Source organism: Paenibacillus sp. J22R160, from assembly GCF_059692135.1.
In genome coordinates this window covers 134,901-151,577 of record NZ_JCAUAU010000009.1, presented here as the reverse complement: position 1 = coordinate 151,577, position 16,677 = coordinate 134,901, and the positions used below count along the sequence as shown (strand labels likewise).

14 protein-coding genes are annotated in these 16,677 nt (G+C 43.8%); 2 read left to right on the top strand and 12 right to left on the bottom strand.

The window, feature by feature from the left end; all coding sequences use genetic code 11:
- Positions 1 to 155: 155 nt before the first annotated feature.
- The 8 genes from AC58UW_RS19585 to AC58UW_RS19550 form a co-directional block, all read right to left on the bottom strand.
- Complete coding sequence (locus AC58UW_RS19585) at positions 156 to 2,087, bottom strand: fructose-1,6-bisphosphatase (RefSeq protein ID WP_497422287.1); 1,932 nt, start codon at positions 2,085 to 2,087, stop codon at positions 156 to 158.
- 183 nt (positions 2,088 to 2,270) lie between these two features.
- Positions 2,271 to 3,158, bottom strand: coding sequence for a fructose bisphosphate aldolase (locus AC58UW_RS19580; protein ID WP_497422286.1), 888 nt, complete (start codon positions 3,156 to 3,158; stop codon positions 2,271 to 2,273).
- A 601-nt stretch (positions 3,159 to 3,759) separates the two neighbouring features.
- Complete coding sequence (locus tag AC58UW_RS19575) at positions 3,760 to 3,891, bottom strand: response regulator (RefSeq protein WP_497422285.1); 132 nt, start codon at positions 3,889 to 3,891, stop codon at positions 3,760 to 3,762.
- A 156-nt stretch (positions 3,892 to 4,047) separates the two neighbouring features.
- Entirely contained in the window at positions 4,048 to 4,659 is a 612-nt protein-coding gene (locus AC58UW_RS19570; protein WP_497422284.1) for a CAP domain-containing protein, read from the bottom strand.
- A gap of 695 nt (positions 4,660 to 5,354) precedes the next feature.
- Positions 5,355 to 5,519, bottom strand: a complete 165-nt coding sequence (locus AC58UW_RS19565) for a sulfatase-like hydrolase/transferase (RefSeq protein WP_497422283.1) — start codon at positions 5,517 to 5,519, stop codon at positions 5,355 to 5,357.
- A 22-nt stretch (positions 5,520 to 5,541) separates the two neighbouring features.
- Positions 5,542 to 6,366 (bottom strand): carbohydrate ABC transporter permease, encoded by an 825-nt coding sequence (locus AC58UW_RS19560; RefSeq protein ID WP_497422282.1) that lies wholly within the window; start codon positions 6,364 to 6,366, stop codon positions 5,542 to 5,544.
- Entirely contained in the window at positions 6,366 to 7,238 is an 873-nt protein-coding gene (locus tag AC58UW_RS19555) for a carbohydrate ABC transporter permease (RefSeq protein ID WP_497422281.1), read from the bottom strand. Before AC58UW_RS19555 ends, AC58UW_RS19560 begins: the two co-directional genes overlap by 1 nt.
- Positions 7,239 to 7,299: 61 nt before the next feature.
- The gene (locus AC58UW_RS19550) at positions 7,300 to 8,601 is read right to left on the bottom strand and encodes an ABC transporter substrate-binding protein (RefSeq protein ID WP_497422280.1); all 1,302 of its coding nucleotides are present in this window, start codon (positions 8,599 to 8,601) and stop codon (positions 7,300 to 7,302) included.
- Between the two features lie 244 nt (positions 8,602 to 8,845).
- Here AC58UW_RS19550 and AC58UW_RS19545 point away from each other — a divergent pair, with 244 nt between their 5' ends.
- Together AC58UW_RS19545 and AC58UW_RS19540 are read left to right on the top strand one after the other, a co-directional pair.
- The gene (locus AC58UW_RS19545; RefSeq protein ID WP_497422279.1) at positions 8,846 to 10,684 is read left to right on the top strand and encodes a sensor histidine kinase; all 1,839 of its coding nucleotides are present in this window, start codon (positions 8,846 to 8,848) and stop codon (positions 10,682 to 10,684) included.
- Complete coding sequence (locus AC58UW_RS19540; RefSeq protein ID WP_497422278.1) at positions 10,662 to 12,233, top strand: response regulator; 1,572 nt, start codon at positions 10,662 to 10,664, stop codon at positions 12,231 to 12,233. The genes AC58UW_RS19545 and AC58UW_RS19540 overlap by 23 nt, the downstream gene beginning before the upstream one ends.
- A 70-nt stretch (positions 12,234 to 12,303) precedes the next feature.
- Here AC58UW_RS19540 and AC58UW_RS19535 read toward each other — a convergent pair whose 3' ends face one another.
- The 4 genes from AC58UW_RS19535 to AC58UW_RS19520 all read right to left on the bottom strand — a co-directional run bounded on the left by AC58UW_RS19535 (position 12,304) and on the right by AC58UW_RS19520 (position 16,656).
- Positions 12,304 to 13,812 (bottom strand): sulfatase family protein, encoded by a 1,509-nt coding sequence (locus AC58UW_RS19535; protein WP_497422277.1) that lies wholly within the window; start codon positions 13,810 to 13,812, stop codon positions 12,304 to 12,306.
- Between the two features lie 14 nt (positions 13,813 to 13,826).
- Positions 13,827 to 14,861 (bottom strand): zinc-dependent alcohol dehydrogenase, encoded by a 1,035-nt coding sequence (locus tag AC58UW_RS19530; protein WP_497422276.1) that lies wholly within the window; start codon positions 14,859 to 14,861, stop codon positions 13,827 to 13,829.
- Positions 14,854 to 15,792, bottom strand: coding sequence for a dihydrodipicolinate synthase family protein (locus AC58UW_RS19525; protein WP_497422275.1), 939 nt, complete (start codon positions 15,790 to 15,792; stop codon positions 14,854 to 14,856). The genes AC58UW_RS19530 and AC58UW_RS19525 overlap by 8 nt, the downstream gene beginning before the upstream one ends.
- 99 nt (positions 15,793 to 15,891) lie before the next feature.
- A complete protein-coding gene (locus AC58UW_RS19520) occupies positions 15,892 to 16,656 on the bottom strand; it encodes an SDR family NAD(P)-dependent oxidoreductase (RefSeq protein ID WP_497422274.1) in 765 nt (254 codons plus the stop codon).
- Positions 16,657 to 16,677 lie beyond the last annotated feature (21 nt).

Genomic DNA, 16,677 nt, shown 5'->3' with positions numbered 1-16,677 from the left:
AGGTTGATGAAAAAATGATACGGCTAGATCTACACGCTCAATCAACTAGAACTGGAACAAGAAGTCCCAAAAAAGAGGATCCCTTCAGTCATACTTATGACCTTGGGGCATCCTCTAATTGACGTGCTTAGTTAAATGGTTTCATTTAGCGATTTTCAATTCATGTAGCAATATGCCAGAAGATTCTTCAAATTTGAGATGTTCTCCAGCATCTTCTCCCCGACATTGGTTTCCCTCACCAACTTCCGCTCCAGTTCTTTGTCCACCAGCCTTTTTACAGACAATACGTCCGTACCGTTACATAACACATCTTCTTTGGAGTTAAATTTCTGATGAGCAACGAGTTGCATCCCAAAGGAATTATACAACAAGGTATATCCGGCGATGCCCGTTGTAGATTGATAGGCTTTAGAAAACCCACCGTCAATAACAACCAGTTTCCCGTTTGCTTTAACGGGGTTCTCTCCACGAATTTCTTTAACTGGGGTGTGACCGTTAATGATATGTCCATGATCGGGATTCAAATCAAACTCCAGCAGGATTTTCCGGCAGATCTCCTCATTTTCTCGCAAATGGTAATAAGGATTCTTTCTCTCTTTATAGCTTTCTTTATCTTGGATAAAATATCGTTCAAAGGTAGTCATTTCTCTCTTTCCAAAGAGCGAGGAACATTCCCCTGTCCAGATGTACCATACCATATCCGTGGCCAGATCATCCGTCTCTTCCGAATGCGCAAAGGCGTACCGTAAATAATATTCAAAAACATCAAGCAGCTTACGGCCTGAATACGTCTTGTCTTCAATTTGCATTTTTTCCATGTTTCCTTCTTCATCCAAAGGAATACAGCCGTGAAATAACAAATTCCCGTTGTATTTTAGATAAAGGCTGCCCTTTTTCATGAAAAAATTCATATGTCGGGCCAGCTTTTCGGAATGCTGAACGGAGAACAGCAGCTTTTCCATCACCTGCTGTTCTTCCTCCAGCAATTTTTCAGGCTGCTGCGGGTTTACGGTTGAGAAACAGGTGTTTTCCATCGGATACGTTTTTTCGCCGATCTTGATTTCAGTTTTGTCGTAATCGATTTGCTCAAGCAAAAGCCTCTCAGACATATTAAAGTATGGGCGTCTCTTGATAATAGGGATTTCAAGTTTAAACTGGATCATTGTAATGGCTTGATGAATTTTGGTAATCTGCAGGATTTCCTCTTCCGAACCTTTATGGTCGTTCTGCTGCTTCGGTCTAAAGGCCGGATTGTCATCATAGTATTTCTCCGCCAAGTTCAGCAGTGGGCGAAGATTGATGCCATATACGTCTTCGATGATGTCCAGATTGTCGTATCTGGCACAAATCCGGATAATATTCGCAAGGCAGACAAGAGAACCCGCATAGGCGCCTATCCACAGGACATCATGGTTTCCCCACTGAATATCTACAGAATGGTAGTTGATTAGCGTGTCCATAATTTTATCGGGCTCAGGCCCGCGGTCATAGATATCTCCAACCACATGAAGATGGTCAACCACCAAGCGCTGGGTCGTATAAGCAAGGCCGATAATGAGCTTGTCCGCTTGGCCTAAGGAAATAATTTGCCGGTATATTTCCTCATAATAAGGGTCCTTATTGTTAGTGGAATCCGTCTTGTATAGAAGCTCTTCTACAATGTATACAAACTGTTCAGGCAGAGCTTTACGCAATTTCGAGCGCGTATATTTGGAAGAGGCAAAAGAGATGAGCTTAAGCATTTGTTCAATCGTTTGTCTGTACCATCGGTTCAAAGCTTGTTTATTGCACAGCTCACATTTAACCAGCTGTATTTTTTCTTCCGGATAATAAATTAACACCGTAAAATCAGTGATTTCGTGATCCGTCCAAACCTCACGGAACAAGGCTTTGATCTTCTCTTTTACGGTACCCGAGCCGTTTCTTAGTACATGCTGAAAAGCCTGGAACTCCCCATGCAAATCACTGACAAAATGCTCAGTTCCTTTGGGGAGATTGGAGATCGCTTCAAGATTGATGATTGCTGTTACAACTTTTTCTTCCGTATCATATTTCTGGGCTAATAAAGCTAGAAACTGCTCATCCAAAACAGATGTCTCCCTTCAAGGATATAAGGTGATGCATAAGAGTTACTTACAGCTATTATAACTAAAACTTCATAGGCTATCCCGTTATTTCAATAAACAAAGTAAGATCTGCCTCAGAAGTACACACCTCAGAGCACAAAAAAAAGCCCGTGTCTGTAATCACGGGCTCCGCTGTCGTCTTTATTAGGAGATCGAAGCTTTGTAAATGGAGCGAATGGATCGAGTCAACATCTCGTTAAACTGCTCATCCGACTGTTGATCAGATAAACCTTCAGCCAATGCACGGGAGAAGCTAGCGATCAAGCCGCGACTCCGGGCCAGCCGTTCGTTGGCTTCTTCCCGGTCATATCCACCAGACAGTGCTACAATCCGTGCGACGTGTGGCTCGTCCATCAAATCACGGTAGAAATCGTCCTCGGTTGGGATCGAGAGCTTCAGCATAACAGTCACATCTGGTGCAAGAGCGGACAGCTGCTTGAAGATTTCGTCCTTCAACATCCGTTCCGATTCCCCTTTGTCCAAGCTGTTAATATCGACTTCGGGCTCGATGATGGGAACAAGTCCTGCGGACCAGATTTGCTTACCGTGCTCGAACTGCTGCTCCACTACCTTGCGAATCCCTTGCGGATTCGCCTCGTGTATGACCGAACGCATCTTAGTTCCGAAAATGTTGCGCTCGACAGCTCGCCGTAGCAATCCGTCCAAATCGGGAATCGGTTTTAGTACTTGCACGCCGTCCTCTGAATCTGCCAGCCCCTTATCGATCTTCAAAAAAGGCACGATGCCCTTCTTCTCCCATAAATAGTCGGCCGTGAACAGCCCATCGATCTTCCGGTCCATGGTGTTCTCGAACAGAATAGCTCCTATGATGAATTCCGCATCAAACGAAGGACTTTGGATAATGCGTGTCCTCATTTCATGCACCAGCGTAAACATCTCCTCTTCGCCAGAATAACGGGTCGCCTCGATGCCATATTGCTGAAGTGCCTTCGGCGTGCTACCTCCACTTTGGTCCAACGCTGCTATGAACCCTTGACCCGTGCGAATTCGTTCCATCTGTTTCCTGTTCATGTACGAAGTTCCTCCCTGAGATGTTGTTTTTTTGTATTGTACCTCATAACAGTCAATATTATAAAAAAGTGAATTTTGGCTAATTCTTAAACATAGATCGAGGTCTTGATAGCCAATCGTTTCGCATCCAATAAAAAAACCTCGGATCGTAAAATCTTATACGACCCGAAGTTCGATGTTATGTTTTACCTGACAACTTCCCTTTCTTTATTTCGTCTTTGGATCCAGCGTCAACAAGATTTATCGTCAGAAGAATTTTTCAAGTTAGTGGAAAGCCTATATTCAAGAGGGATAACGCCCTATTTTAAAGAATGAGTCTGTCATTCAAGCCTTGTGTGTAGAACACATCTTCCCCATACGCGATTGAAAGTGATGCACCGGATATATGGTTAACTTTCATGGTTTTCTTTACATAATTAACAATTTCAGCCACGATTTCTGTTTTACCTCGAGTTTCAACAGCGGCTGCAGGCTATATTGAAATAAACGCCGCAAGAAGCATACTAATTAAACAAGCGTAGATACTTTTATACACGATAGTCATTTTATTGATCAGCACTCCTTATATTGAGATAAGGAAATGCTAACCCTTAAATATCAACTATTTATCAACTCGAACTTGCCGCAACGCCTCATTGCCGTCCTTTGCCGTCATAACCAAATACCCGTTTACTTCAAAATAATCCTTTAGCAGTTTTCGAAGGTCAGCTTCATCATCTATGATTGGTAACATAAAACAAAAAAACCGCAACGTATGCGGCATTTAATGTGTTTCTATGTTCTTGTCACCCGACAGCGGGTTTTTATTGCGGTATGTTTTTTTGGTGTCGGATGACAAGAACTTAAATCCGCGGCGCGTTCTGCACTCTTTTTTGAAGTCCTTGATCTACTAGCCAATAAATTCTTGAACCCACTCGCCGTTATAGTAAGCTATCCCGATTTGGGTGTAGCTGTTATTCAGGATGTTGGCACGATGACCAGGACTGTTCATCCATTGGTTCATCACTTCCGTCGGGCTCCCCTGGCCTTTGGCGATGTTTTCCCCTGCAGAGTTATATGTGACCCCGAATGCAGTCATCATATCAAACGGGGATCCATAAGTCGGAGACTGATGATCAAAATAATTATTGTTGTACATATCCTGAGCCTTAGCCATTGCTACTTTCGAGAGACTGCTGTTCAAGCTAAGGGAATTCAAGCCTGCTTTCGTTCTTTCTTGATTCACCAGATCCAAGACTTGCTGCGCAGATTGGGATGGATTTACGGACTCTTGCGGATTGGCGGACTGTTGTGGATTTACGGCTTGATTCGCTGGGCTTTCTGCCGGTGCATAGTTGCCTTGGAACCAATCCAGCCAATTCGAAGCTTCATTAGGTGCTTGTTTAATCGTAATCGGTGATTTCCCTGCACCCGCAGTAGAAATGGATGATGCTTGAGTTAGGGTTGACGTTGAAGCAGCATTAGGAGCATGAGTTTCAAGCTTCGTTTGTTTAGCATTCATTTGATTGTTTGTCGAATTATTACTCGAACAACCTGTAACTAATAGTAATGCTGCTATTATGACCAATGGTTTTATAACAATCCCTCCTGAACCGTCAAAGTGTAACGATATCAAATAAAGGTTTTGTAAAGTCCCATTGTTTTATTCAGACCTCAATTAAATTAGACCCAAATAAAATATGATTTTGCCGCCGGCTTCTTTTTCTTCCGGGTATGTGTTTGTTATTCCATCATCACAATAAGAGCAGCTGCACATATGGGCCAGCGCTCTGTCTTTTTTTGGTTACTAAATGTCAGGTATTTGTATGAAAACGGAAAAGCAATCCTCCTCTGCTATCCCATAAAACATAAAAGCCGCGAATTTCGCGGCCATTAATGAGATATTGTTCTTGTCAGCCGTCAACTGTCAAGCGATTTACATTAAAATGGTATTTATCATTATTATATCATAGCGGCAAGTTTGCTCCCTGTTATAAACTAACTTTTCAATGTTAGTGAGTGCAATCTTTCAGTAGCCTAGCTTAGAGATGTTGGGCTGACTGCTTGTACATAATGATACAACCTTGTTATGTCATTTTAGTGAGTTACCGCGTGATGAATTTTCATGGTAGTTCAACAATTTGTACAAATGTTTATAGTTGAATTGGTTTATATCTAAGAGCCTGTTCGATGGCTTGCGCTGGTGTTAGTTCAAATTCATTCCAAAATATTTAAGTTATTTACCTCCGGATGAGTTGTTCCTGGGGAATTCGTGACACATTGTCTGAACAACACCCCCTCCTCCGCCAGCATGTCAAGATGCGGCGTTTGCACCAAGCGTCCCGTTTTCCCAATGTCATCCCATCTAAGCTGATCCGTCATACTAAAAAAATGTTAGGCTTGTTCATCCTTTAATCGCCCCTGCAGTTAGTCCATCGATAAAGAAACGCTGCGCCATCAGGAACAGGATTAAGATCGGAGCTGACGCAGCAATTACCCAGGCAAAGATATGCCCCCAATTTTCACTGTAATCTCCGATGGCCGAAAAAATTCCGACGGTAATCGTTCTAGCCGCCCCCGAGCCCTGCAGCAAATACAAAGGCATTAAAAAGTCATTCCAAATATGCATCCCTACAAACACAACCAATGTGGCCGTACAAGGAGCCAAAAGAGGATATAAAACCTGCCAGAATATGCGAAAGGATTTGGCACCGTCAATCAGTGCCGATTCTTCCAGTTCAACAGGAATAGTAGATATAAACTTCATATACAAAAAGATCGATACCGCTAATTTGGCACCGATATAGAAGAGAATCATACCATAAAGTTTACCTACCAATCCCAGTTTGACAAACATATCAACTAGAGGAATAATCGTCACCTCGTCTGGAATCATGATACCCGTCATAAAGAAAATAAGAAGAACAGATGTCCATTTCGACTTGTTTCTGGCAATGTAGTAGCCTGCCATTGGAGCTAGGAGAAGGATAAATAATAAGGAAATTCCCGTAATGGTAAGGGAATTGTAATACATTTGGAAGACATCGTTCTGAGAACCAAAAACATGCTTGAAATTTTCCAGTGTAGGCGCTGTGATTTGGAAAGGTGTTCGAATAATATCTCTCGATGCTTTGAATGAGTTGATGATGACACTATATAAAGGTATAAGCGTAACTAATACGAAAAATAACGTAAAACTATGCTTAGCAACCGCGTTCACCGTTCTCATCAATACTCCACTTCTCTCTTTTTTAGAATCGTGTGCTGGATGATAACCACCGCGATGATGGCGAAAAGCAAGATAAAAGAAATGGCCGATGCATATCCGCTCTGATTATATCGAAAGGCATCCTGAATGATTTTTATGGACAAAACCTGCGTTGCGTTGATCGGCCCGCCGTCGGTTAGTACCGCCACCAAATCGTACTGCTTCAAACTGCCGATCGTAGCAAGAATCACGCTTATCGTTAATCCCGGTGCCAGGAGAGGAAAGGTGACCGATTTGAATTTTTGCCATGCATTACAGCCGTCAATATCAGAGGCTTCATACAATTCTTTCGGAATTGTTGTCAGAGCCGCCAGCAGGATTACCATATGAAATCCCATATTGCGCCAGATATTTACGATGACGACAGAAGTTAAGGCCAGTTTACTGTCGGTCAGCCATCCGATATGTGCCGAAGTGATGTTCAAGACGTTGAAAAGATAGTTAAACAGTCCGTCGTACGAATACATCGATCTCCAAATAAAAGCGACGGCAACAGGACTTATAACGATCGGAATAAAGAAGACGCTTCTGTATATGCCGATTAAAGTACCGGCGTTTCTTAATAATACGGCAAAGATGACGGCAAAAATATTAATCATAAGAACGGAGGAAACAACGAAAAAGAAGGTTACAACGATTGAATTTCCAACAGTAGGGTCACTAAACAGCGCTAAGAAGTTTTCCAACCCGATGAAATTGACATCCGAACTGTACCCATCCCAATCCGTAAAGCTGTAATAAAATGCCTTCAGCATGGGGATGATGCGAACAAAGCAAAATGCTGCCAAAGCCGGCAGTATAAAAAAGAAAGATACTTTTTTCTTGATGATCATTCACCTGCCTTTATGATTTCCTGGAAGAGGGCGTTCAGTCCCTCCTCCAAGAACGTTTCCTTTATTTCTTCTGGGTTTCAATCAGCTTTCTAAATTTGCTGTCCATTTGATCAAGTGCTTTTTGCGCGTCTGCGCCATATGCTATTTCCTGAGCTGTACTTCTGAATAGCTCGGTTGTTCCCGAAGGGAATGACTCCACTTTCATAAACGACATTACGGGAATTAATTTCGCGGAAATCTCATTCATGTCGTTTGACAAATAATTTTGTTCATAAGTAATAGCTTTCTTTGTTGTGTGTGTCGCACTCATCGGAGCGATTATTTTTCGGTATACATCGTCAGAGAATAGGAATTCAACTAATTTCATATCTTCTTCAGGATGCTTGGATTTGGCGCTTACCCCAACATCATCACCGTACATGACAGGATACATATCTGCCGATTTTACACCTGGAAGCGGGAACCACCCCACTTTAAAGCTGCTGCCTTGCGCAAATTTAGCCGCATTGAATTGTCCGTCAACAATCATGGCCGCCGACCCTTTCATGAATGCTTCTTCCTTCTGCGGTGCAGTGAATGAGAGGGAGCCTTCTTGGTAGTACCCACTCTTCCACAATGACTGAAATTTTTTCGCAACCTCTACGACCTCCGGACTGTTAAATTTCATTTGACCGGAGACCAGCTTTTGCGGATAATCCTTATCGAGTTCATTTAACAATACCGTCATCATCGGGTTATGCAGGATATAACCCGATACTCCCTGCCCTGCTTCAACCATAGGATTGACGCCGTTAGCCTTCAAGGTTCCACAAAGCTTCAAGAATTCGTCCCATGTTTTGGGAGGACTTAAATTATACTTCTTAAAAATCTCCGTATTGTAAAACATATCAAGCATGATGTACTTCGCTGTAGGAAGTGTGTATACTTTGCCATTACGTTTCGAAAGCGCATTCGGGTCAAATATGGCAGATATCCGTTCGGGTATTTCCGTAAATACGCCATCGATCAATTTAATGTCCTCAAGACCCGCTAACGTCACATCCGGCATTTGCCCTGTCGCATATAAGGTTTTGATGTAGTCCCCTTTCTTTGCCACATCGGGATAAGACATTCCTTTGATCTTAATGTTTGGATTCTTCGTTTGGAATTCGCTAATGAGCGCATCCCAAAACGCTTGCGGACGCTTATCATCCATTTGATAAAGGAACGAAATTTCAACTGGATTATCGGACTTAGCCGTGTTGGTTGATCCGCCTGTTCCGCCGCTAGGTGCCGTGTTCACCGGCTCGTTTCCTCCCCCGCACCCCGCGAGAACCCCAGTGATCAAAATCAGACTGACAAGACCTGCAAACCATTTCTTCATTTGCCTTTCCCCCTTAAGAAGTGATGAGATCTGCCTTCAATAGCCCTTACAAATCTAATTTAACCGCTTTCACCGTTCTCCAACAAGACAAATAATCTTACTTTTACTACAACAACTATACTTAAATTATGATCCGGGTAATTATGTGCATCCCTTGTATTTTTGATTGATTAGTTCTTTATTCTCAAGTACAATGTTCTCAATAAAAACTAGGCAATTCAGCCGTACTGGGAGGACTCGTTGAATGAACATAACCGTTTTCGGCTTCCTAGGACGCTTGGTGAAGAATACACTTTTAATAAAGCTTGTGCTGGTTTACTCCACCATCATGATTGTTCCTCTGGTGCTCACCATCTACACAATTACCAAGCATGTCAATGCAAAAATGGTGGAGTTGGAAATTGAGAAGCAAAACGATTTGGCGATTAAAATGAGTAGCTATATCGATGAACAATACCATAAAATCCAAAACATCGTTTTTTGGTTCTACAGCACGGGAGAATACACTCAGTCTACGGTGGACATGTTAGTTGAATCCGGTAAAAATGACAGCGTTTACCCTTCCTATATTATTAGAAACAGGATTACTAACGAACTTAACAAGATTGTACTTTGGGACAAAGAAATACTCGATATTATTTTGATCGGTGCGAATAAGAACGTGTTCAGTACATCCAAACGTTCCATTTCGGCAAGTTATGATTTTACAAATAATCATCTGATGAGGCAACTAAACGCATCGGACCAACACATGTATAAATACCCCAGCAGCCAACTCGATTATATTCTGAGCGATAACGTCCCTGTCATTTCACATACAGGAAATCTTTTCGACCCCACCAATCTGCTCGACATTCGTACAGCCGGTCAATATGTCATTAATTTATCGTCCATAGAAATCATGAATAACTATCGTCAATTTGCAGGAACCTTCGATGCTTCTCTTTATCTTATGAGAACTGACGGTATGATTATATTCAGCAATAAACCGGAGTTCATTGGTAAGAGCTATTCCTCTCTGGATCAGGTACAGAACATCAACAAGCATGAAGCTAAGCTGGATGGCGAAACGTACATACTGAATAAATCCGAGTTGAAAGAATACGGCTTATACATTATCGTTCAAAAACCTAAGAAGAACATCACCAAAGAGACGAACTTATTGATCCGCCAGATCGTAGGCATATTCTTCATTGGTGTTATTATCGTACTCCTTCTCACCTTGTTATTTTCTACAAATATCGCATTCAAGATTAAAAAGCTGCTTACGGCCATGCGTCAACTTGAAAAGGGTAACTTTGATGTACATGTGAATAGCAATAGCAGAGACGAGCTCGGGCAATTAACTATAGCCTTTAACCGCATGTGTTTAAGACTGAAAGACCATGTGGACAGGGTCTACCTAGCGGAAATTAAAACGAAAAGCGCCGAACTCTCATCACTACAAGCCAGAATCAACCCCCATTTTTTACTGAATACCCTAGAATCGATCAGGATGAAAGCCGTGAAGGAAAATTCACAGGAACTCTCTCATATGCTCTATACACTTGGAAAATTATTTCACTGGAAGGTTCGATCGACTGATTTAATTATTACCATCGAGGAAGAAATAGAGTATATTTCCTCCTACCTTGTACTGCTGCAGTTCCGCTTTGAGGATTTGGACGTCAAAGTCAATATCGAAGAAGCCTTATACGAGTTAGGAATTCCCAAGCTGCTGCTGCAACCCATTATTGAAAATGCAAGCCAGCACGGCTTATTCCATAAAGCTCAACAATCTAGGCTGTCTATTCGCGGATACCGGGAGAGACACCAGGTTATATTCGAGATCATTGACAACGGTGTCGGCATAGATGCATCTATACTGAAAGATCTTATTGCTCAACTGGAACAGTCGCATGAAACAACTAACGCATACCATATCGGTCTTAGCAATGTGCAGCAAAGGATAAGGATTTTGTTTGGCGAGCCCTTCGGTCTGACCATCACCAGTAAAAAGGATTATTGGACCCGAATCAAAGTCACGATACCAGCCATGGCAAAAAAGGAGATGGACGGCCTTGTACCAAATTTTCATCGTTGACGACGAACACGAGATTCGCTCCGGTTTGAAGCATATCATCCCCTGGGAAGATTATGGCATTGAGATATGCGGTGAGGCGCCGAACGGTTTGGAAGCACTGCGGTTCATCGTTGAACATCAGCCTGACCTTGTGATAACCGATATCAGGATGCCGGTAATGGACGGTTTAGAATTGATCCGGAACGTTCATATGAGGGAGTTATCTACCCGATTTATCGTTTTAAGCGGGCATGATGACTTTCAATATGTGAAAGAAGCGATCAAATATCACGTTGAGAATTATTTGTTGAAGCCGGTCAATGTGGAGGAATTAAAACAGACTGTGCATCAGGTTACGCAAAAGCTGGAGTCGGAGCTTCTGCATAGGGTCAGAGAAACGGAAGGAAGAGAGATGATAAAAAATAACATCCTCAACCGGATCGTCAATCGTCAGATCAGCTCCAACGAATTCAAAAGTAAACTTAGCCTCATTAACCCGGAAATGAGCCTCATGGGCAGCGACCTGCGTATCGCGATCATTGACTTTTTTGGGGACGGGGCCGTCAAACCTAACATTCCGCCGGAAGTCCTTCAAACGATCGGGAACATCTGTGCCAAGACGATCGATTCAGATAAAGCCGTTAATTTTATGGATTTCACCGGTCGAATTGTTGTCATTTTCACGCTTCAGAAAGTTTCTTTGGATAGAGAACAAATTCGAAACTATTTGCAAACTGTCTATGACCGTTCACCTGGGACTGCCGGTACTCATTGGATCATCACAGTCGGAAATATGGTGACCAGTTATAGAAACTTACATGATTCTTATCAAAATGCTTTGAGTATTCAACCTTATCGTATCTATCATCAGGAGAAAGATATTATTTTTTATGAAGACATCATGGCTAATCGATCAGATGATAGACATCCAGTAATTATCGATTATCATTTCATAGAAGACGCGATGAAAACTGGCAAATATAAAGAACTTACCACATATATCGATGCTTGCTTCGAACGCTTGTCACAAAATGGAACAGATTCGGGTTCCGTTTACACGGTCGTGATGGAAATCGTGATCTCCATGCTCAGAATGATTCGCTCTGCAGGCATTGATCCTTTTGAAATATTTCATGATGAAAACCGCCTATTGAACAAGATTACCGAGTTTAAAGATATGGATCAATTGCACCAATGGTTACAAATAAAAATAAACAACACTCTATCTGCCATCGAACATCAAACCAAAGCAAATATGAGTAAAGTAACCAAAGACTTAATTTCCTTCATCGATAAACGTTATCACGAAGATCTGTCGTTAAAAACACTTTCCAGGGAACTACATTTTAACTCCGTTTACATGGGCAGGCTCTTCAGGAACGAAACAGGAGAAGTTTTCTCCGAATATGTCAATCGAGTACGCGTTGAGAAATCGATGGTTCAATTGCTAAACACGAATCGGAAAGTAAACGATATTGCCAAATCGGTCGGCTTCAGCAACGCGAATTACTACTGCTCTATCTTTAAAGAAATGACTAGTATGACGCCTACGGAATTCCGAAACCGATGAATCCTTATAGTACGGAACAAGAGATAATAAAAAGAGCCGCAAATATGCGGCTCTTTTTACTTGAATTGGGTTAAGCATAACTTACGCGGTCCTGTCTTGTCTCTATTTTCTCTAATTCATGGATCAGTTTCATCAGTAACTCCAGTTTTATTTCTGTTGACTTGGCATCTTTCCATAGATTTCGAGTTTCCTGGGGATCATCTTGCAAATCATACAATTCACCGTATTCATTGCCGTAATCTCCATAATAACAAGTCAACTTATAACGTTCGCCTACGATCGTTTTCAGTCTGATCTTGTTCGGATCGTCCACATGCTCGACTAACGCATGAGTTCTTACTTTCGTTTGACTTTGCTGCAGGAATAAAGAAATATCCGCCCCATCCATAGCTCTAGGTTGTTCCAACCCACATAGAGCAAGAACAGTTGGCGCCAAATCCACCAAACTGACAATTGAGCTCACTTGGAGATTCGGTTTACAAAAACCTTTCCATTGAATGATTAAGGGAATATTGATTAGCTCTTCATAATGGAAAGGTCCTTTCATCCAAATACCGTGATCTCCCAATAGTTCACCATGATCTGAAGTGAAAATGATTATAGTATTCTCCTCTTGCCCCCATCTCCTCACCTCAGATAAAATTTCCCCCATCGCTTCGTCGATCAATTCTACCATCCCGTAATAGTATGCTCTGGCCATAGCAGTATCTTCCGGGGATACTTTACGGTAGTCTGCACCGTCTTTGGCTTGCCCGGCCATGGGAAATTTCCCGTGCATCGCGTGATGTTCATTCCACTCGCCACGATGGATAGCTCCAAAATGTTGGGGTTTATCATCTAGCTCACCTTCTTGAAATCTGGGAAGCGGCATATCTTCCGCCCGAATATTCCCCGTTCGCTCCGTTGGAAGAGCATGCGGATGGTGCGGGTCCTGGAAGCCGAGGCTTAGAAAAAACGGTTCCCCTTGACTATAAGCATCTTGCAGAAAATGGACAGCACGATTCGCTGTCCATTTTGAATTATGAGCTTCGACAGGGATGTCCCAATCATAGGCTTCGCCGCCAAACTTTGACGACGATTTGCAATGAATTGCGAAATCTGTTTTACCAGTCTGTTCTTTAACCCAATGTCCGTAGTGTCCTTTCAATCCCCATAAAGAATGTCCAAGACTCAGTTCTACAGCATCGAAACCGTAATAGGCAAAGGGTTGATCCCAGCCTTCTTTACTGGACTCGATCGATGCATCGGGAGCGCTGGTATACGGTTGAAAATGAGCTTTACCTATATGATGCGTACGATAGCCGTTTTTGCTAAATATATGCGGTAGCAGCATTTCATCTTCCGATAGTTTGGTACCGACATTCCATGCACCGTGATGGCTAACATAACGGCCGCTGTAAATGGATGCGCGACTTGGTGTACATACAGGACTAGTGCAATAAGCTCTATCAAAGATGGCTCCATTCCGGGCCATACTGTCCAAGTTAGGAGTATTTACAAAATCTGAACCATAACAACCAAGACTGTCTTTCCGCTGCTGATCGGTTGTTATCAAAATAACATTTGGTCTATTTCGCATATACATCCTCCTCGTCAATGACGAACATCCAATAAAATTTTTCCTATCTTCCCCGGTCCCGTGATCAGCTTCTCAAAACAGACGCCGCCTTCTTCCAAGGGGGCATGAACCGTCCAGGGCAATAAACGGTTTTTTCCCTCCCCGATCCACTGCAGGGCGAGATGAAAATCATACGGGGTATATGCAAAAGCCCCCTTCATGTCCACTTCATTGCGGATTGCAAGATTGATCGGGAGGCTGCTTTCAGACTCGTGTAAGCCGGTGAATACAACTCGCCCCCCCGCTTTCACTGACGTGACGCATGCGGTACGGGTTCCCCCCATCCCCACCGCATCAACCGCTGCATCGAAGCCTTCCGGAAGATGGTCCGTTTTCCAATGATCAACTGAGCCCATGATAGCAATTCCACCTAACTCCTCGGCAATGTCCAGGCGCTCCCGGTTAATATCCGAGATGACAATATCCCGCAAACCAATAGCTTGTGCGGCCTGAAGAGTAAAAAGCCCGATGGGACCTGCACCGGTAATGAACAGTCTGTCCACAGCCGATAGCTTGAGCAAATGGCATATATGCACAGCACATGCAAAGGGCTCGGTGATAGCGCCTTCATCCAAACTAATATGATCCGGAAGTGGCAGGATATTCCTTTCCGGGACCGTCACATATCCGGCAAAAGCGCCCGGGCGATGCGCCCCGATTAATTGTCTTTGCGGGCAGAGATGAGCACTTCCCGATTGGCAAACAACACAGCGTCCGCAAGATACGAGCGGGTTCACAGTTACCCGGTCTCCTTCTTGAATTGATGTTACGCGGTGACCCCGCTTGCAAACAATTCCCGAAAATTCGTGCCCCATGACCAATGGAGGCGTACGCAGCGAATTGTGTCCCAAATAACCGCTAAGCTCTGAACCGCAAATGCCTGCGCGCCAAACCTCGATCAGAGCCTCATCTTCATCCGGCTCGGGAATCGGTTGCTCCCGCATGTTCATGAGACGCGGCCCTTCATAAACCAAGGCTTTCATGACAGTAGCGCTCTCCATCTTACTCATTAGAACCCTCCCGATTATTGACTGGAAGGAGGCCTGCCCTCTCCGCTACTTTTAAAAGCTGATCCAGCTGCCACTCATTAGCGAAACCAGGCTGTGGCTGCCTTACAGCATTAGATACAATAATGCCTCTTGCCACCAAAATTCCCTTCCAAACGCAGCGGTTCGCCACATCTTTCTCGTACGCCGCAAGACGTGAGAATGGCGTGAAATAGGTTACCGCTTCGCTGGACCTGCCATCTTGGACCATATCCCACGTTTTCCGGAAAACCTCCGGCATATAGCATGCCGGCATCGTGCCGGTGCACCCTGACTCCATCTCCTCGGGCATAAAAATTCCGCTATTCCCTCCGAAAATACCTAGAAACGGGTGATTCTCCACCTGCAGCATTTGCTTCGCCTTGTAGTTGATATTGCCTGATTCCAATTTCATGTAGCGTACACGAGGATACTTCCTTGCTAGATCAACTAGAAAAGAAACGGGCATTTGAATGTCGCTCAGCAAATGGTCCTGCACCACTATTGGAATTTGAACGGCATCATTCAGCATCCCGAAATAACGCGATATTTCATCGAGGCCAGCACGCCATCTCCCAAAGAATGGAGGCATCGCCATCACAGCAGCAGCACCGTGAGCCTCGGCGAATTGGGCGAGCTCCGCGGATACCTTAGCCGAAGGATGGTTAACAGTAACAATCGCCGGGACTCTTCCGCCTATTTGCTGTAAGCAAAACACGGTCAAATCGCGCTTCTCCTGATCGGAAAGCAGATGCCCTTCCGATGCGTTGGCGAGAAGCACGAGACCATGCACACCGCCGGCGATGCAAAATTCGATCAGTTGTTGCTGACTTTCATAATCGATCTCATCGTTTGTCTTGAAGCATGTCGCTAAAATGGGGAATACACCTTTCAGAGTTGCTTGTTTATCAACCATCATTGAATCACTCCCTCAATAATTTGACAACGTTGTCCAAGCTGATTTTCTCGAATAATTGAAAGTATGGGCAATGCAGCTATGCTTAGCTCCCAGTGCCTATGTCCACTTGCTGGTCATGGAAAGTCCCCCATCCAAAGCAACAACACTGCCTGTCATATTAACGTTTCGTGGGTTGCACAAATGGGCAACCTGCCAGGCAACTTCCTCCGGCTGGATCCATGTGCCGACCGGAATTTTCGCTTTAATCTGCTCTGGCGCCATAGTTTGTAAGTTTGCAGCGGACAAACCTGCGTTAACCGCCCCTGGCGCCACTTCATTGACTACAATCCCATGACCGGCCAGTTCCATGGCCATTACTTGACCTAGCATGCGAAGAGCAGCCTTGGATGCGCAATAGGCGGGAATGGCCGTATTGGGGCGATGGGCTGCCCAACTTCCTACCAGAACAATGTTGCCCCGACGGCCATGACGAATCAGCAATTTGGCAGCAGACTGGCACATGTTTAATGCCCCGCCAACATTAACTGCAAATTCGTTATCCCATTGTTCCGGCGCCATATCCAAAAAAGATTTTCTTGTAACAATTCCCGCATTTGAAATGATAATTGAAGGTACTCCTAGTTCAGTGGCGGTCTTATCGATCCAGTCCGACACAGCCGAGGGATTGCGAATGTCCGTCTTGACGTACATGGCGTTGCAGTTCAGGCTCCTGATTTGTTCAAGAAATGATTCCGCTTGATCTGAAGAGTTTACATCCCCAAGCGATACGTTTGCACCATACTTAGCCAGTTCCAACGCAATCGCACGTCCGATGTCCCCAAGCCCTCCGCTAATGATCGCCGTTTGTCCCCTAAGATTCATATCATCACACCCTCTTGAACA